The organism is Ruegeria sp. BB10 (genome assembly GCF_056535725.1).
Map to the genome: position 1 here is coordinate 2,017,980 of NZ_JBQFIW010000001.1, position 17,628 is coordinate 2,035,607.

General features: G+C 57.2%; 19 protein-coding genes. 13 read left to right on the top strand and 6 right to left on the bottom strand.

All coding sequences use genetic code 11. The annotated features are described in order from the left end of the window. The first annotated feature begins 53 nt into the window (after positions 1 to 53). The 9 genes from hmgA (at position 54) to ACR3EP_RS10355 (ending at position 7,797) form a co-directional block, all read left to right on the top strand. A complete protein-coding gene (hmgA, locus tag ACR3EP_RS10315) occupies positions 54 to 1,409 on the top strand; it encodes a homogentisate 1,2-dioxygenase (RefSeq protein WP_480637623.1) in 1,356 nt (451 codons plus the stop codon). A 7-nt stretch (positions 1,410 to 1,416) separates the two neighbouring features. Then, entirely contained in the window at positions 1,417 to 2,040 is a 624-nt protein-coding gene (locus tag ACR3EP_RS10320) for a LysE family translocator (protein WP_480637625.1), read from the top strand. 22 nt (positions 2,041 to 2,062) lie between these two features. Next, positions 2,063 to 3,319: a fumarylacetoacetase gene (fahA, locus tag ACR3EP_RS10325; RefSeq protein WP_480637627.1), complete on the top strand. Its 1,257-nt coding sequence runs from the start codon at positions 2,063 to 2,065 to the stop codon at positions 3,317 to 3,319. Positions 3,320 to 3,347: 28 nt separating this feature from the next. Further along, complete coding sequence (locus ACR3EP_RS10330) at positions 3,348 to 3,824, top strand: DUF2059 domain-containing protein (protein ID WP_170359943.1); 477 nt, start codon at positions 3,348 to 3,350, stop codon at positions 3,822 to 3,824. Further along, complete coding sequence (locus ACR3EP_RS10335) at positions 3,824 to 4,774, top strand: MBL fold metallo-hydrolase (protein WP_480637629.1); 951 nt, start codon at positions 3,824 to 3,826, stop codon at positions 4,772 to 4,774. The genes ACR3EP_RS10330 and ACR3EP_RS10335 overlap by 1 nt, the downstream gene beginning before the upstream one ends. Positions 4,775 to 4,910: 136 nt before the next feature. Then, positions 4,911 to 6,521: an FAD-dependent oxidoreductase gene (locus ACR3EP_RS10340; protein ID WP_480637630.1), complete on the top strand. Its 1,611-nt coding sequence runs from the start codon at positions 4,911 to 4,913 to the stop codon at positions 6,519 to 6,521. A gap of 4 nt (positions 6,522 to 6,525) precedes the next feature. Further along, positions 6,526 to 6,723: a DUF2783 domain-containing protein gene (locus tag ACR3EP_RS10345; RefSeq protein WP_170350302.1), complete on the top strand. Its 198-nt coding sequence runs from the start codon at positions 6,526 to 6,528 to the stop codon at positions 6,721 to 6,723. A gap of 4 nt (positions 6,724 to 6,727) precedes the next feature. Further along, positions 6,728 to 7,366 carry a maleylacetoacetate isomerase gene (maiA, locus tag ACR3EP_RS10350; RefSeq protein ID WP_480637632.1) on the top strand — a complete coding sequence of 213 codons (639 nt, stop codon included), beginning with the start codon at positions 6,728 to 6,730 and terminating at the stop codon, positions 7,364 to 7,366. Between the two features lie 89 nt (positions 7,367 to 7,455). Beyond that, complete coding sequence (locus ACR3EP_RS10355; protein WP_480637634.1) at positions 7,456 to 7,797, top strand: DOPA 4,5-dioxygenase family protein; 342 nt, start codon at positions 7,456 to 7,458, stop codon at positions 7,795 to 7,797. On the opposite strand, the gene ACR3EP_RS10360 is transcribed toward ACR3EP_RS10355, so the two are convergent. Continuing rightward, complete coding sequence (locus ACR3EP_RS10360) at positions 7,794 to 9,422, bottom strand: acyl-CoA synthetase (protein WP_480637636.1); 1,629 nt, start codon at positions 9,420 to 9,422, stop codon at positions 7,794 to 7,796. The genes ACR3EP_RS10355 and ACR3EP_RS10360 overlap by 4 nt on opposite strands. A 221-nt stretch (positions 9,423 to 9,643) precedes the next feature. Here ACR3EP_RS10360 and ACR3EP_RS10365 point away from each other — a divergent pair, with 221 nt between their 5' ends. The 3 genes from ACR3EP_RS10365 (at position 9,644) to ACR3EP_RS10375 (ending at position 12,481) form a co-directional block, all read left to right on the top strand. Further along, complete coding sequence (locus ACR3EP_RS10365) at positions 9,644 to 11,035, top strand: aminotransferase family protein (RefSeq protein ID WP_170398558.1); 1,392 nt, start codon at positions 9,644 to 9,646, stop codon at positions 11,033 to 11,035. Positions 11,036 to 11,157: 122 nt separating this feature from the next. Beyond that, on the top strand, positions 11,158 to 11,619 hold the full coding sequence (locus ACR3EP_RS10370) for a hypothetical protein (RefSeq protein WP_480637637.1): 462 nt from the start codon (positions 11,158 to 11,160) through the stop codon (positions 11,617 to 11,619). Between the two features lie 232 nt (positions 11,620 to 11,851). Continuing rightward, positions 11,852 to 12,481 carry a C39 family peptidase gene (locus ACR3EP_RS10375; RefSeq protein ID WP_480637639.1) on the top strand — a complete coding sequence of 210 codons (630 nt, stop codon included), beginning with the start codon at positions 11,852 to 11,854 and terminating at the stop codon, positions 12,479 to 12,481. A 118-nt stretch (positions 12,482 to 12,599) separates the two neighbouring features. Here the strand turns inward: ACR3EP_RS10375 and rplT are convergent, their stop codons facing one another. The 4 genes from rplT to ACR3EP_RS10395 form a co-directional block, all read right to left on the bottom strand. Continuing rightward, positions 12,600 to 12,965, bottom strand: a complete 366-nt coding sequence (gene rplT / locus ACR3EP_RS10380) for a 50S ribosomal protein L20 (RefSeq protein WP_152457001.1) — start codon at positions 12,963 to 12,965, stop codon at positions 12,600 to 12,602. A gap of 14 nt (positions 12,966 to 12,979) precedes the next feature. Next, positions 12,980 to 13,180 carry a 50S ribosomal protein L35 gene (gene rpmI, locus ACR3EP_RS10385; protein ID WP_010443552.1) on the bottom strand — a complete coding sequence of 67 codons (201 nt, stop codon included), beginning with the start codon at positions 13,178 to 13,180 and terminating at the stop codon, positions 12,980 to 12,982. A 182-nt stretch (positions 13,181 to 13,362) separates the two neighbouring features. Next, on the bottom strand, positions 13,363 to 14,913 hold the full coding sequence (locus ACR3EP_RS10390; RefSeq protein ID WP_170350296.1) for an alanine/glycine:cation symporter family protein: 1,551 nt from the start codon (positions 14,911 to 14,913) through the stop codon (positions 13,363 to 13,365). A gap of 14 nt (positions 14,914 to 14,927) precedes the next feature. Further along, entirely contained in the window at positions 14,928 to 15,365 is a 438-nt protein-coding gene (locus ACR3EP_RS10395) for a universal stress protein (RefSeq protein WP_170359925.1), read from the bottom strand. A gap of 199 nt (positions 15,366 to 15,564) precedes the next feature. Between ACR3EP_RS10395 and ACR3EP_RS10400 the strand changes: the two genes are divergently transcribed. Continuing rightward, entirely contained in the window at positions 15,565 to 16,008 is a 444-nt protein-coding gene (locus ACR3EP_RS10400) for an Lrp/AsnC family transcriptional regulator (protein WP_174818870.1), read from the top strand. Positions 16,009 to 16,056: 48 nt separating this feature from the next. On the opposite strand, the gene pyk is transcribed toward ACR3EP_RS10400, so the two are convergent. After that, positions 16,057 to 17,502: a pyruvate kinase gene (gene pyk, locus ACR3EP_RS10405; protein WP_480637642.1), complete on the bottom strand. Its 1,446-nt coding sequence runs from the start codon at positions 17,500 to 17,502 to the stop codon at positions 16,057 to 16,059. Between the last annotated feature and the right edge of the window lie 126 nt (positions 17,503 to 17,628).

Below are 17,628 nucleotides of genomic sequence, written 5' to 3' on the forward strand. Positions count from 1 at the left end.
GTTAGTTACAAAAACAACTATTATTCCTCAAGCAGCAAATGGAGGAACACAGGATGAACCATCCGACTGATCCGCACAAAATGACCCAGGCCAGCACGCCCGTGGGCACCCATGCAGGCTATATGCCTGGCTTTGGAAATGACTTTGAAACCGAGGCCTTGCCCGGCGCGTTACCGCAGGGAATGAACAGCCCGCAGCGCTGTAATTATGGCCTTTATGGCGAACAGCTTAGCGGAACAGCCTTTACCGCCAACCCGCCCGAGCGGACGTGGTGTTACCGCATCCGGCCCTCGGTCAAGCATTCGCATCGCTACGAGAAGATCGACCTGCCCTATTGGAAATCCGCGCCTTGCGTTGATCCGGATGTGATCAGCCTGGGCCAGTATCGCTGGGATGCAGTGCCTCATTCCGATCAGGGGCTGACCTGGTTGACGGGCATGCGCACGATGACCACGGCGGGCGATGTGAACACGCAGGTGGGTATGGCCAGCCATATCTATCTGGTTACCGAGTCGATGGTGGATGCCTACTTCTTCTCAGCCGATTCCGAGCTGCTGGTGGTGCCGCAGGAAGGCCGCCTGCGCTTTGCCACCGAGCTGGGGATCATCGATCTGGAACCTAAAGAGATTGCCATCATCCCGCGCGGACTGGTCTATCGCGTCGAGGTACTGGAAGGCCCCGCACGTGGCTTTGTCTGCGAGAATTACGGTCAGAAATTCGAGATGCCCGGTCGTGGCCCGATCGGCGCCAATTGCATGGCCAATCCGCGAGACTTCAAAGCGCCGGTGGCGGCGTTTGAAGACCGCGAGGTACCCTCGACCGTGACCGTCAAATGGTGCGGGCAATTCCATACTACGAAGATCGGTCAAAGCCCGCTGGATGTGGTTGCCTGGCACGGCAACTATGCGCCCTACAAATACGATCTGCGCACCTATTGCCCGGTCGGCGCGATCCTGTTTGATCACCCCGACCCGTCGATCTTTACTGTGCTGACTGCGCCCTCGGGGCAGCCGGGCACGGCCAATATCGACTTTGTCCTGTTCCGCGAACGCTGGATGGTGGCCGAGGATACGTTCCGCCCGCCATGGTATCACAAGAACATCATGTCCGAGCTGATGGGCAACATCTACGGTCAGTATGACGCCAAACCGCAGGGCTTTGTTCCCGGCGGGATGAGCCTTCACAACATGATGCTGCCGCACGGGCCGGATCGAGACGCGTTCGAAAAGGCCTCGAATGCCAACCTGGGCCCCGACAAGCTGGACAACACCATGTCCTTCATGTTCGAGACCCGCTTCCCACAACATCTGACGCCTTTTGCCGCCAACGAGGCCCCCTTGCAGGACGATTACATTGACTGCTGGACCTCTCTTGAGAAAAAGTTCGACGGAACCCCTGGCAAAAAGTGAGGCTGAGATGAGCTTTGATATCTGGATCACCTATGTCGTCACCGTCTTGCTGCTGATGAGCACACCCGGCCCCAGCCAATTGCTGATGCTGTCCAATTCTGCAACCAATGGCCTGAAACGCGGCGTGTTCACGGCAGCCGGAGACCTGACGGCCAATCTGTTGCAAATGCTCGCTGCGGGGCTTGGTCTGGCCGCGATCATTGCGGCCTCGGGCACAGTGCTGGCGGTGATCAAATGGCTGGGCGTGGCCTATCTGGTGTTCCTTGGGGTGAAGATGATCATAAAGGCGGACCGCAAGACCACGCAGACCGCGCCGCGCGCCAGCAGCAAGGCGCTGTGGATGCAGGGTTTCATCACCTCGGCCGCCAACCCCAAGGCTGTGGTGTTCTTCGCGGCCCTGTTCCCGCTATTCATTGACGGCGCGCTGCCATTCTGGCCGCAATTCGCAATCCTCTCTGCCACCTATCTGACCATCGATGGGCTGTTTCTGACTGCCTATGGCGGCAGCGCCAGCTGGCTGGCTGCGCGGCTCAAGGGTGCAGCGCGGTTGTGGCTGGACCGGGCTGGGGGCGGGTTCATGATAGTGGCCGCGCTTTTGCTGGGGCTAAAATCCTTGCGCGACGCGCAATAGATCAGACAAACAAGGATCACAGATGCCTTTGATGAAATCCTGGGTGGCCTCGGCCAATGACGCGGCCCACCCTTTTCCACTGAACAACCTGCCCTATGGCGTGTTTTCGACCGGGGGCGACGAGCCCCGCTGTGGTGTCGCCATCGGAGACTTGATCCTGGATGTCACCACGGCCGAAGCCGAGGGTTTGATCGACCTGTCCGATGAGCCGCTGTTTGACCTGCCCTTCTGGAACCCGCTGATGGAGCAGGGCCCCGCCGTCTGGGCTGCCCTGCGCGATCGGCTGACAGATTTGCTGACCGAAGGGTCGGAAGAGCAAGACAAGGTCGAACCCCTGCTTATCGCGCAGGCAGAGGCTGAAATGCACATGCCGTTTGCCGTCAGCGAATACACCGATTTCTATGCGGGACGGCATCACGCCCAGAATGTCGGAACCATGTTCCGCGGCCCGGAAAACGCGCTGCCGCCGAACTGGCTACACATCCCGATCGGTTATAACGGCCGGGCGTCGTCAGTTGTTGTCTCGGGTACGGACATTCGCCGCCCGTGGGGTCAGCTGAAAGGGCCAAATGACGACACGCCCCGCTTTGCCCCCTCGGCACGGTTCGATATCGAACTTGAGATGGGCGCCATCGTCGGCACCCCGTCGGAGGGTCCGATCTCGGTGCAGGAGGCTGACGACAACATCTTTGGCTACGTCCTGCTGAACGACTGGTCCGCGCGTGATATCCAGGCCTGGGAATACCAGCCTCTCGGCCCGTTTCAGGCCAAGGCCACGGCCACTTCGATTAGCCCGTGGATCGTCACCAAAGCGGCGTTGGAGCCGTTCCGCTGCGACACTCCGGAACGTGAGGTCGAACTGCTGGATCACCTGAAAGATTGCGGCCCGATGCTGTATGATATCGATCTGGAAATCTCCATGGCGCCCAATGGCAAGGCCCCCACAATCATCACGCGAACTAATTACAAGGAAATGTACTATTCAGCCGCGCAACAACTGGCGCATCACACCACATCCGGCTGCCCGATGAACACCGGCGATCTGCTTGGGTCTGGGACCATTTCGGGCCCAACCAAGCCCGAACGCGGCTCACTGCTGGAGCTAAGCTGGGGAGGAAAGGAACCCCTGACTCTGGACAGCGGTGAAACCCGCAGTTTCATCGAAGATGGCGACACGCTAGAGTTGAAGGGCGCTGCCAAAGGTGACGGTTACACGATTGGCTTCGGCAATTGCACCGGAACCGTTCTCGCCGCGCTCGACACCCCATATGCACGATGAATCGTGCCCAAACGTGATTGGATCAAACGTGACCCTGAAAACTCTTGTTGCTTCTCTGATACTGGCCATCGGGTTCAGCCATTCGGCCTTGGCCGCGGATAATCAAGCCTTAGCCGAGGAATATGTGAAGTTGCCGGATGTGCAATTGATGATGGACAACATGTTTTCACCCGAAGGTATGGCAGCGCAGGTTGCGGCCACTCTCCCGCCGGGCGTTACTGTGACGGAGGATCAGTTGCAGCGTATCGGTGTTGTGATGTCTGGCGCGATGCAAAGCCTGCGTCCGAAATTGGAACAGCAGATGATCGACAGCAGCGCTGACTTGTTCTCGGCCGAAGAACTGTCTGCATTGATCGATTTCTACGGATCAGAGCATGGCAGCGCCATCATGGGCAAAATGCAGCCGTTCATGCAGCAAACCATGGGAGCCCTGTCCGCTGACATGCAGCGCGTGACGTTACAAGTCACACCTGAGCTGGCAAAGATCCTGCAGGAAACAAACTGATGACAAAGGCCTTCGCCTCGCAATCGGATCTTTCTGAGAAGGCGATCTCGTTCACCGAAATTGGCAAGGGCCTATATGCCTTTACAGCGCAGGGCGATCCAAATTCCGGCGTAATCATCGGCGACGACAGCGTGATGATTATCGAAGCACAAGCCACACCACGGCTGGCACGCAAGGTGATCGACTGCGTGCGTTCGGTCACGGATAAGCCGATTACACATTTGGCGCTGACGCATTATCACGCGGTCCGTGTACTGGGCGCCAGTGCCTATGAGGCGCAGCAGATCATCATGTCGGACAAGGCCCGCGCTATGGTTGCCGAACGCGGGCAAGAGGATTGGGATAGCGAGTTTCAGCGCTTTCCCCGCCTGTTTGAAGGGTACGAAAGCATTCCCGGCCTGACATGGCCCACGACTTCATTTCGGGACAGGATGACTGTTTATCTGGGCAATCGCAGGGTCGACCTCATGCACCTGGGTCGCGCCCACACTGCCGGGGACATCGTGATTCATGTGCCAGACCAGAACGTGATGTTTACTGGCGACATCGTCGAATATCATTCCGCCTGCTACTGCGGTGACGGGCATTTCGGCGATTGGGGCGGTACGCTGGACGCAATCAAGGCGTTTGATCTGAATGCCATCGCCCCGGGGCGCGGAGATGCGCTGATCGGGGCAGACATGGTGAACGCAGCGATTGAAAGCACCCGCGACTTCGTCAACAGCACCTACCGACCGGCGGCACGGGTCGCTGCGGGCGGCGGCACCTTAAAACAGGCCTGGGATGCTGTGCGCGCTGAATGCGACTCCAAATTCGCCGACTATGCGATCTATGAACACTGTTTGCCCTTCAACGTCGCGCGCGCCTATGACGAGGCACGCGGCATTGACACCCCACGCATCTGGACCGCCCAGCGCGACCTTGAGATGTGGTCGGATCTGCAAAGTTAAGGACATTCCGTCGCATTTGATCCAGATCGTTTTGCGTCGGAAAAATCAATGAAAGCATTGGGCAAGGTCTCGGGCGTGGCCGCGTCAGAGGACAGGAGATTTGCGTCTTGCGCGCATATGTATCGGGGGAGAACCCATGAACAAGATTTTCGAAGTCCCACTTTACGCCTACGAACGCAGCCCGGATCAGGACGCTGCCATCGCCATCCGGCACAAGGTCATTGTGGTCGGTGCCGGGCCGGTCGGGCTGGTCACTGCGATAGATCTGGCCCAGCAAGGTGTCCCGGTCGTGGTGTTGGATGACAATGACAAGGTCAGCTTCGGCAGCCGGGCCATATGCTTTTCGCAACGTACACTGGATATTGCTGACCGTCTGGGCGCGGGTAGCCCTATGGTGGACAAGGGCATGCAGTGGAATGTCGGCAAGGTCTATTTCGACAATCGCCAGGTCTATGAGTTCAATCTGCAACCCGACACGGGTTTTGGAAACCCGGCCTTCATCAATCTTCAGCAATACTATTTCGAAAATGCTCTGGTCGACCGTGTGCGGCAATTGCAGGCTTCGGGCGCGCCCATCGAAATCCGTGGGCGCAACAAGGTCGAGGCCATCGGCACCCATGACACCCACGTGGTGCTTGAGGTCGAAACCCCCGAGGGGCCCTATAACGTCGAAGCCGAGTGGCTGATTGCCTGCGACGGTGCCAGCTCTCCGACCCGTCGCATGCTGGGGCTGGATTTCGATGGCCGCGTCTTCGAAGACAACTTCCTGATCGCCGACGTGGTGATGGAGGTCGATCTCCCAACCGAGCGCTGGTTCTGGTTCGATCCGCCGTTCAATCGCGGGCAGTCGGCTCTGTTGCACAAGCAGCCCGACAATGTCTGGCGCATTGACCTGCAATTGGGTTGGGACATCGACAAAGAGCGCGAAAAACGCCCCGAGAATGTCATCCCCCGCCTCAAAGCGATGCTGGGCGAGGATGTGGATTTCGATCTGGAATGGGTATCGGTGTATACGTTCCAATGCCGCCGGATGGAGCGGTTCCGCCATGGGCGCGTTCTGTTTGCCGGGGACAGCGCCCATCAGGTCAGCCCGTTTGGGGCACTTGGGGCAAACACAGGAATTCAGGACGCTGATAACCTGTGCTGGAAATTGAAACTGGTTCTGGACGGCAAAGCGCCCGAGCTTTTGCTGGACAGCTATAGCCGCGAGCGAGTGCAGGCAGCGGATGAGAATATCACGAAATCCAGCCGCTCGACCGACTTCATCACGCCGAAGTCCCAGATGTCGCGACTGTTGCGGGACGCGGTTCTGGACCTCAGCGAACATTTCGAATTTGCCCGCCCTCTGGTCAATTCCGGACGGTTGAGCACGCCCTGCGCCTATCAGGGGTCTTCGCTCAGCTCAGCCGATGCACTGGACGGCCCGGATATCACGCGACCGGGCTCGGCCTGCTCGGATGCGCCGCTGGGCGATGAATTCTTGTTGCCAAAATTGGCAGGCAAGTTCACCCTGTTGACCATTGACGCCGACGCCCCCGAGCGGATCGAAGAAGACGGGGTTGAAGCCACCCGGCTTGCGTTGTCGGTCAAGGATGACCTGACGCTGGAACTCAAGCGTCGGTATCTGGGCGATGCCGCCGGCGCGGTCTACCTGATCCGCCCCGACCAGCATGTTGCCGCGCGGCGTGACAGCTACGAAGAAAACGCGTTCCGGCAGGCGATCCGCCGGGCCACCGGCAAGGAGTAAGAAAATGACTGATCTGATCCTCACCCCCAATCTCGACAATGCCGATGATTTCTATGCCGGACTGCTGGCCGCCCATGACGGGTTGGACAAATCCGCAAGCGACGCGCTGAACGCGCGTCTGGTTCTGGTTTTGGCGAACCATATCGGGGACTCCGACGTGCTGAACCAGGCAGTCGAAGCCGCGGCCCTTAGAGAGACGTGAAACAATGGGCGAAGTGGTTCTTTTTGATTTCTGGCGCTCATCGGCCAGCTACCGGGTGCGCATCGCGCTGAATTTGGCGGGAATTGCCTATCGTCCTGTCTTTGTTGATCTAAAGGCCGGGGACCAGAAGTCACAAGACCATCTTGCGCGTAACCCGCAGGGGCTGGTTCCGGTGCTGGATATTGACGGGCTGCGATTGACGCAATCTTTGGCAATCATCGACTATCTGGATCAAAGCCGGGGGTTGGGCTTATTGTCTGCCGAGCCTGCATTGCGCGCCAAGGCAACGGCGCTGGCACACTCCATCGCGGTGGACATCCACCCGGTCTGCAACCTGTCGGTGGCGCAATATGCCACAACGCTGAGCAACGGTGCCGAAGGGATGCCGGGCGATTGGATGCGCCACTTCATCCGACCCGGCCTGCTGGCGTTTGAAACGCTGTTGGCGGGATTTGACCAGACACCCTATTGCACGGGCAGCAGCCCAGGGCTGGCCGATCTATGCTTGATGCCGCAGCTCTATAATGCGCGGCGCTGGCAGGTTGATTTGTCAGACCTGCCCCGCCTCCTTGCAGTCGAGGCCGCCTGTGCCGACCATCCCGCCTTTGCCGCGGCACATCCGGATGCGAATGCCCCTACTTAACCCGGCGCACAGGGTATGTGTGCCGATGAGGATAGGAATGACTGCAAGTTCGGCCTAGGTTTTCTGTGAAACAGATGGATGAGGTCACCATGCCCGAGATCACCGGCTATCACGCACATGTCTATTTTGACGCGGACACAGTGGATGTCGCACGACGGGCTTGCGAAGAAGCGGCACGGCTGTTTTCTATTGATATGGGTCGCGTGCATGAACGCAATGTCGGCCCTCACCCACGCTGGAGCTGCCAGTTGGCCTTTGCACCGGACGCGTTCGATCAGGTCATTCCCTGGCTGATGCTGAACCGGCAGGGCCTGACCATCTTCATCCACCCCGAAACCGGACAGCACCTTGAGGATCATCGGGACCGGGCCATCTGGATGGGTGAGATGCTTGAGCTGAACCTTTCGATCTTTGACAAGATGGGCGCTTAGGTCAGCTTACGCGCCTGATCCCTCAGCACAAACTTCTGAACCTTCCCAGTTGAGGTTTTGGGCAAGGTTCCGAACACCACTGTCTTAGGCGCTTTGAAATGGGCCATGTTATCCCGGCAGAATGCGATCAACTCCGCCTCGGTCGCGGTGGCGTCAGGCTTTAGCTCGACAAAGGCACATGGGGTTTCACCCCATTTTTCGTCCGGTCGCGCCACAACTGCGGCCTCCATCACTGCTGGGTGTTTGTACAGGATGCCTTCGACCTCGACCGACGAGATATTCTCGCCCCCTGAAATGATGATGTCCTTGGACCGATCCTTAAGCGCGATATAGCCGTCGGGATACATCACCCCCAGATCGCCCGAAGCAAACCAACCGCCGTTAAAGGCTTTGTCCGTTGCCTCGGGATTTTTCAGATAGCCCTTCATCACCACGTTGCCCTGCATGAAAATCTCACCCATGGTTTCGCCATCGGCAGGTACAGGTTCTAGCGTTTCAGGGTCGGCCACCATCAGGCCCGACAGGGCCGAATAGCGCACCCCTTGCCGCACCTTCAGCGCCGCGCGTTCCTGTGCATCCTTGGTGTTCCATTCGTCTTTCCAGGCGCAGACCACCGACGGGCCATAGGTCTCGGTCAGACCATATACATGGGTCACCTCGACCCCCATGGCCTCCATCGCCTCGATCACAGCGGCGGGTGGCGGGGCGCCCGCTGTCATCACCTTGATCTGATGATCAAAGTCCTTCAACTCATCCGGTGCATGGGCCAGCATATTCAGCACAATTGGCGCGCCGCAGAAATGTGTGACCTTCTCATCTCTGAAGGCTACATAGATCGGTTCGGCACGCACCGCGCGCAGACAGACCGAAACGCCCGCATTGGCCGCCATCGCCCATGGAAAACACCAGCCATTGCAATGGAACATCGGCAAGGTCCACAGATAGACCGCGTGTTTCGGCATATCCCAATCCAACAAGTCCGACTGTGCGTTCAGCGCCGCGCCCCGATGGTGATAAACCACGCCTTTTGGATTGCCCGTTGTCCCGGACGTGTAATTCAGCGTGATAGCGTCCCATTCATCCTTGGGCAAAGACCAGTCAAACTCCGGATCACCTTCGGCCAGCAAGGCGTCATAAGTCAGTTCGCCCAACTTTTCCCCGCCCTCAAAACTGGCGTCTTCGATATCAATGACCAGCAGGTCGTGGTCGACCTGTTTCAGCGCCTCTTTCACCACACCCGAAAATTCGGGATCGACCAGCAGCACCTTGGCTTCTGCGTGGTTCAGGATGAAGGCAATGATCGCCACATCCAACCGCGTGTTGATCGCGTTCAATACGGCACCGGCCATGGGCACGCCAAAATGTGCCTCGTACATTTCAGGGATATTGGCGGCGATGATCGACACAGTGTCGCCTTGCCCTATTCCACGTGAGACCAATGCGCCCGCCAGACGGCGGCATCGGGCATAGGTCTCGGCCCAGCTATACCGGCGGTCACCATACACAACCGAGGGGTAATCAGGGTAAACCTGCGCTGTGCGCTCGAGAAAGCTCAACGGGGACAACGGCACGTAGTTGGCTCGGCATTTGTCCAGATGACGCTCGTAAATTTGTGTGGCTCCCATCCGCTGATCCTCCCAATCGCGATTTGCGCGAATTGAGCACAAAGTTGAGCCCCTGACAAACCCGTAAAAATACGTCTCAGGAATGGACTGGCAATACGGGATGGTGCAATCTGGCCCTATCTCCGACAGGCCATTCAAGGTGATCTGAGCCATCGAAAACATCTGCCGGTTCGGGATAGCACCTGCAATCCGTGCAACGAGCTTTATTGAAAGGACATGTCATGGACGGCACGTTCAACGAAAACGATCTTTCCCGCGTAGTCGAAGCCGACCGCGCCCACATCTGGCATCACCTGATCCAGCATAAACCCTTTGAAACCAATGACCCACGCATCATTGTCGAAGGCAAGGGCATGCGCGTTTGGGATCAAAAGGGCAAAGAGCATCTGGACGCCGTGTCCGGTGGTGTTTGGACCGTCAACGTTGGCTATGGCCGCGAATCAATCTGTAAGGCGGTCTACGAACAGCTGATGAAGCTGTGCTATTTCGCCAATACCGCAGGTTCGATCCCCGGTTCGATTTTTGCCGAAATGCTGATCGACAAAATGCCGGGCATGAGCCGGGTGTACTACACCAACTCGGGCTCTGAGGCGAACGAGAAGGCCTTCAAGATGGTCCGTCAGATCGCGCATAAGCGCTATGGCGGCAAAAAGACCAAAATCCTGTACCGCGACCGTGACTATCACGGCTCGACCCTGGCGACCATGTCGGCAGGCGGTCAGGACGAGCGCAACGCCCAGTACGGCCCCTTCGCGCCCGATTTCGTGCGCGTGCCCCACTGCATGGAGTACCGCAAGCACGAGCTGGACGGCGCGCCCGAAGAAAACTTTGGCGTCTGGGCCGCAGATCAGATCGAAGAGGTCATCCTGCGCGAAGGTCCCGACACCGTTGGCGCACTGTGTCTTGAGCCGGTAACCGCAGGCGGCGGCGTGATCGAAGCGCCCGAAGGCTATTGGCAGCGCGTGCAGGAAATCTGCAAGAAGTACGACGTGCTGCTGCATATCGACGAAGTGGTCTGCGGCGTCGGTCGTACGGGCACTTGGTTCGGCTATCAGCAATACGGCATCAAGCCGGACTTCGTGACCATGGCCAAAGGCGTTGCCTCGGGCTATGCGGCGATTGCCTGCATGGTCACCACCGAGGAAGTCTTTGACATGTTCAAGGACGATGCCGCTGATCCGATGAGCTATTTCCGCGACATCTCGACCTTTGGTGGCTGCACCGCCGGCCCGGCAGCTGCGGTTGAAAACATGCGCATCATTCAGGACGAGAACCTGCTGCAAAACTGCACCGATATGGGTGACCGCATGATGGGCAACCTGCAGGCGCTGATGGAAAAGCACAAAGTCATCGGCGACGTCCGTGGCAAAGGCCTGTTCCTGGGCGCTGAACTGGTCGCGGACCGTTCGACCAAAGAGCCGATGGACGAGAAAAAGGTTCAGGCGGTTGTGGCCGATTGTATGGCGCAGGGTGTCATCATCGGTGCCACCAACCGCTCGATCCCAAGCCGCAACAACACGCTGTGCTTCTCGCCCGCGCTGATCGCAACGGCAGATGACATCGACCAGATCACCGACGCCGTCGACGGCGCGCTGGGTCGTGTGTTCGGCTAAGTCGCTGCACAAAGCTTATGAAAACCGGCGCTTTCGGCGCCGGTTTTTTTGTTTCTAAACCATGGTTTGCCAATTTCCAGAACTCGGGTAGCCTGATGGCACCCTTTGCAGGAGATCGCCCCATGATACTCAACCTTTTCCGCAGCATTGCCGCCGCCCTTGTGCTAGCCCTTGCAGCCCCTGCCAGCGCCGAAGACGGCAGCGGCTTCCCTCAGATCGTCGGCACATGGCATGGCACCTATCTGGTGGCCTTCGCCAAATCGAACCCCAACCACGAGAAAGGCCTGCTGCAGACCGAGATGGAGTTGGAAGTCACCAAATTGGACGGCAACCTTATCACCGCCACCAACCGCTGGCGGCGCATTGGGGACAAGGAATGGATCGTCGAAGAGGCGATGGGCACCTTCAGCCTGGACGATCCGACCCGCTTTGTTCTGGCCGAGGCCGGGATTTCCGGGGACGATGTCTCGGCTGGGATTTTCAATGGCGTCTATCTGGATGATGTGATCATGGTCACTTATGCTGGACCGGGGACCGGCGTGGCCTTTGCGGCACAGTTGGTGAAGAAGGATAGCAACAATTAGGTGATGCTTATTTGCGATTGCCCCGCATATCGCCATGTAACACAAATATCTGGGTCCATCGTTGAACGCCCTGGCCTTCTGGGGCTCAAACCCAAATTGCGTGCCATACGAGACAAAGCGGCCACTTGCGCGATACCCAACAGCCTCGACTCTTTCATTGCAGCATTTGCCAAATTGACGGCTTTTAGACTAGCCTCCGTTGTATTTTGACAAATGGTTAATCGAGATGGCTATGAAAAGAACGTCGTTGTTAATTGCTTTTGCTTATCTATTTTGTGCTTCGTGCCTCAGCGCGGAAATAAGTTGGAAGTATGGGGCGGTTTCTCACAATAAACTTCCTCCGCCACAGATTTCGAAGTCCCTTGTGCGTTTGGATGTTCCCCATATCCGTCAGGGGCACAATCTTTGTGTGCCGACTTCTGCCGCTATGGTTATGAGTTACTTTGGCAACGCCGCTGACCCAAGAGAACTCAAAGCTTTAGCTGAGGGTTACAAGCCAGAAAGTCGAAGAAATGCGGACTTTACCTATTGGCGTGACATGAACCATGCGCTTCAAAGGCTCGGGTATAATTGGAAAATACGCGATTATCCCAAAACTAACTCGGGTTTTGCGTCTGGGCTTAAGCAGATTAAACGAAACTTGGAGAAGGGATTGCCAGTATTGATAGATGTTCATCAAGACGCGGGTCATACCTTTGTTTTGATAGGCTTTGACGACGCGAAACAGGTCGTCTTTGTTCGAGACCCCAATCTTCCGGGAAACCAATCTCGCATTATAAGCTACGCTTCGTTGCGCGAAAACTGGCACAATCACCGATTTGGACATTCACGCAGCGCATTTTTTGCCTATCCAAAGAAATAGCGCGGAGAACTTCAAAGCAGCGCGTTTTGTGTTCCAATTAAGTATCGCACTTGTGCGGGCTTGCAAAAAGGCCGCCCCAAAGGGACGGCCCTTCATTCACTGTCTCTCTAAAAGAGGATCAGGCAGTCAGAGCGGCCTGAGCTTTGGCGACGATCGCGCCGAACGCTTCCGGTTCGTGCACGGCCAGGTCGGCCAGAACTTTGCGGTCCACTTCGATACCGGCCAGGTTCAGGCCGTTGATGAAGCGGGAATATGTCAGTGCTTCGTCATGCGAGCGCACAGCAGCGTTGATCCGCTGGATCCACAGCGCGCGGAAGTTGCGCTTGCGGTTCTTACGGTCGCGGGTTGCGTACTGGTTGGCCTTGTCGACGGCCTGACGGGCAACCTTGAAGGTGCTCTTGCGGCGGCCATAGTAACCTTTGGCAGCCTTGATAACCTTCTTGTGACGGGCGTGAGTTACGGTTCCACCTTTAACGCGGGACATCTCTTAATCTCCTCTTAGCGGTCGTAGGGCATGTAGCCCTTGACGATCTTGGCGTCGGGGGCGGACAGGGTGGTGTTGCCACGGGCGTCGCGGATGAATTTCTTGGTCCGCTTGATCATGCCGTGACGTTTGCCGGCCTGGCCAGCAAGGACCTTACCGGTCGCAGTCACCTTAAAGCGCTTTTTGGCGCTCGACTTTGTCTTCATCTTAGGCATTTCCGTCTCCTTTCGGGGTTCGGTTTCAAACGCGACTCGGCATGCCATCTCGGCCGGTCACGCGATCAGAAGCGCCGTTTACGCAAGTTCTTCCATACTGGCAAGGGGGTTTTGACCAGAATCTACGCTTTTCGCAGGGTGGTCAGGCACCGGGGCGACAATTGCCGCCCCGGTGGAGTGATTTAGTGCTCGAATTTGCGGATTTCGCCGCTTTTCAGGCGGGCTGCATAGCTGGCCAGCTCTTCGCGCACCACTTTCATCAGGAAGTAGAGCGCAAAGACGTTCACAACCGCCATTGCAAAGATCGCCGCATCCGAGAAGTCGATGACCGGACCAAGGTTGGCCGCCGCACCGATGACAACGAAGATGCAGAAGATGACCTTGAACACCAGCTCTTTGGTGTGTCCTTCGCCGAACAGATAAGTCCAGGCCTTGAGGCCATAATAGGACCAACTGATCATGGTCGAGAAGGCAAACAGAACCACCGCGATCGCCAGAACATAGGGGAACCAGCTGAACGCACTGCCAAACGCCGCAGACGTCAGGCTGACACCCGAATTACCGTCAACGGTGGCAATAGCCGAACCATCTTCGGTCAGCATGTAAAGGCCGGTTTCCGGGTCGATGATCAGCTGCTGAGTGATGATGATCACCAATGCAGTCATTGTACAGATCACGACCGTATCAATGAACGGCTCAAGCAGCGACACGAAGCCCTCGGTGATGGGCTCTTTGGTCCGCACGGCCGAGTGGGCAATCGCCGCAGAACCAACGCCCGCCTCGTTCGAGAACGCCGCACGGCGGAAGCCCTGGATCAGCGCCCCAACCATACCGCCTGCGATGCCGAGGCCAGTGAAGGCACCCGCAAAGATCTGGCCGAAAGCCCAGCCGATCTGGTCTGCGTGCATGATGATGATCACTAGTGCTGCCGCCACGTACATAACACCCATGAACGGCACGACCTTTTCGGTGACGCGCGCGATGGATTTCAGGCCGCCCACGATCACTGCAAACACGATACCGGCAAAGACCAGGCCTGTAATCCAGCCCGGATAATCCCCGACAATGCCTGCAATCTGTTGGTGCGCCTGATTGGCCTGGAACATGTTGCCCCCGCCCAGCGCGCCAAGAATACAGAAGATCGAAAACAGAACAGCCAGTATCTTACCGCCCGGCAAGCCCAGCTCACTGAACCCTTTGGACATGTAATACATCGGGCCACCGGAAACGGTGCCGTCGTCGTATTCGTTGCGGTATTTCACGCCCAGCGTACACTCAGTGAATTTCGACGCCATGCCCAGCAGGCCCGCGACGATCATCCAGAACGTGGCGCCCGGCCCGCCGATCCCGACGGCCACCGCCACACCAGCGATGTTGCCCAAACCGACCGTTCCTGAAAGCGCCGTGGCCAACGCCTGAAAGTGGCTGACCTCACCCGCATCGTTGGGATCGGAATAGTCGCCTTTCACAAGGCTGATCGCGTGACTAAAGAACCGCAGCTGCACAAAGGCAAAATACAGCGTGAACACAGTGGCCGCGACGACCAGCCAGCCCACGATCCAAGGGAAGCTAGTGCCCGGAAACGGGGCAAAGATAAAGCTAACGAACGGCCCGGTGAAATCAGCAAAGGCTTGGTTGATCTTGTCGTCCAGACCCGGCGCCTCTTGCGCTAAAGCGGGGCTGGCGAACAGGGCAGCCGCTGTGGCAAAGCCCAGTTTTTTAAGCATATTCATTCTCGTCCCTCCGCTCAGTTCACAACGGTGACCGGTACATCGGCATGCATGACCAGATTCTGGGTCGAGCTGCCAAAGAGCCGTTTCTTGAACCCATCCGCCGAGGCGCGCCCGACGACGATCTGGGTACCACCGTTTTCGACTGTGATCGCGTTCAGAGTTTCAGCCACGTCACCATGGCGTACAATGCCATGGGCCGTAAAACCGGCCGCGTTCAAAGCTTCCACCGCAGGGGTGACGATCCGTGTCGAGGCCAATTCGACCTCTTCCTCGCGCCGCTTATGGCGCAGGGCATTTTCTTCAGGTGTTTGAAAAGTAAATGGGGACCATTCGATCACATAAACCACAAGCAACTCGCATGAACCGATGCGCCCTGCCAAATCCTTGGCAAAAGCGATCGCGCGCTCCCCGGTCTCTGTCCCGTCCAGTCCAATGACAATTTTTGTTGTCATGTCGGTTCTCCAATTTTTTTTCGTTGGGTCGAGGCCCGTGCCCTCGACAAGACAGCCAAACTTGGAACACATTGACGCAGCTGTCTTCAGATAAGTATCAGGAATAATCACTAGGAATTGGGGATTATTTTAGTCTATATTCAGTGAAAAATGTCGTCTTGCGCTAAAATTTCAGGGATTTTTACTGATCGATAGAGAATTGGACAAAATAGACCAACGCATACTGCAAGAGCTGGAAATCAACGGAAGGTTGTCGATCGTCGATCTTGCGGCACGTGTCAACCTGACCAATACTCCCTGTTCCGAGCGGGTCAAGCGCTTAGAAAAAAACGGGTACATCAAAGGCTATTGTGCCATCGTCGATAAAGAGCGAATGGGGCTAGCTTTGGTCACCGTTGTGCAGGTTTCACTGGCCGCGACGGCTGAGCAATCTCTTGGTAGGTTCAATGACGCTGTCCGCAATATTCCAGAAATTGAAAGCTGCTTAATGGTGGCGGGATCGTTTGACTATCTCCTGACAGTCCGCACGCGGGATATCACGCACTTCCGCGATATCCTCGGTGAGAAAATAAATAAGCTGCCTGGAATTCACCAGACCAGCTCATTTACTGTAATGGAGATCGTAAAAAGCCCTGTCGCTTGACAAGTGACCTGTCTGCCATGAGGCAGCATGCACGTTGACGCAAGTTCATCAGCCCGGATCTGTGTTGTAAATCAAACGTTCGTCACAGGGCGCAATACGCAGGATATTAGTGGTTCCGGGTACGTTGAACGGCACCCCAGCGGTGACCACAATCTGATCGGTCTCGGTCGCAAACCCACTGGCGCGGGCAGTGCGGGCGGCATTGACAACAGCACCCTTAAAGCGCTCAAGCTCGGGCGTCATCACACAATGGCAGCCCCAGCTCAGGCACAGGCGCCGTGCGGTTCCGGTGGCGGGCGTCATGGCGATGATCGGCACACCGGGACGTTCCCGCGCGGTCAACAGCGCCGTTGTGCCGCTTTGGGTAAAGCAACAAATGGCCTTGATGTCTGTCTTTTCAGCAATCTCACGCGCAGCTGCCACGATCCCGTCAGCAATTGTGGTGCCCTTTGCGGTGCGCGAGGCGGCGATGATCTGGGTGTAGGTCGGATCGGCCTCGACCTCGATAGCGACCTTGTTCATGGTTTGCACGGCCTCTATCGGATACGACCCCGCCGCTGATTCAGCGCTGAGCATGATGGCATCAGTGCCTTCATAAATCGCTGTCGCGACGTCCGAAACCTCGGCTCGCGTTGGCATCGGGCTTTCGATCATACTCTCCAACATTTGAGTGGCCACGATCACCGGCTTGGCTGCCGCGCGGCACCGCCTGACCAGACGTTTCTGGATCGGAGGCACCGCAGAGATCGGCAATTCAACCCCCAGGTCACCACGCGCCACCATGATCCCGTCCGAGGCATCGAGTATTTCATCAAATGCCTCAACTGCCGCAGGTTTTTCGATCTTGGACAGGATTGAGGCCCGGCCATCAGCCAGTGCGCGGGCCTCAAAGACGTCCTTGGCGCGCTGAACAAAGCTCAACCCCAGCCAGTCAACGCCCAATTTACAGACAAACTCCAGATCATCGCGATCTTTTTCAGACAGCGCGGCCAACGGAAGAACCACATCGGGGACGTTCACACCTTTCCGGTTCGATATCGTGCCTCCGACCTCCACCGTGCAATTGGCGAATTCCTTGCCACAATCCTGAACGATCAGGCGGATTTTGCCGTCATTGACCAACAACCGCGCGCCCGGTTCAAGTGCGGCAAAAATCTCGGGATGCGGCAGACAAACGCGGCCTCTGTCCCCGGGCGCAACGTCAAGGTCCAGACGGAAGGCTGCGCCCTCTTCCAGTTCTTCGGCGTCATTGGCGAACTCACCCACGCGCAGTTTGGGCCCTTGCAGGTCAGCCAGAATCGCAATCGGGCTTTCCAGATCCTTTTCCACCTGTCGGATGATCCGGTGACGTTCGCGAATCTCATCATGGCTGCCGTGGCTCATGTTCAGACGAAACACATCTGCCCCGGCCTCGTGCAGCGCACGGATGGTGTCATAATCATTAGACGCCGGTCCCAGCGTCGCCACGATTTTTACATTTCTCAGGCGTCGCATTGGTATTTCTCTCCTCACGTCTTCTGTCTGAATCGCACAAATGTTACCGCAAACATTGCATCAGGCTGCTTATTGCGCAATTCCCTTTCCGAAGCAACTGCCCTACACCTGCGGCAAACTAGATGA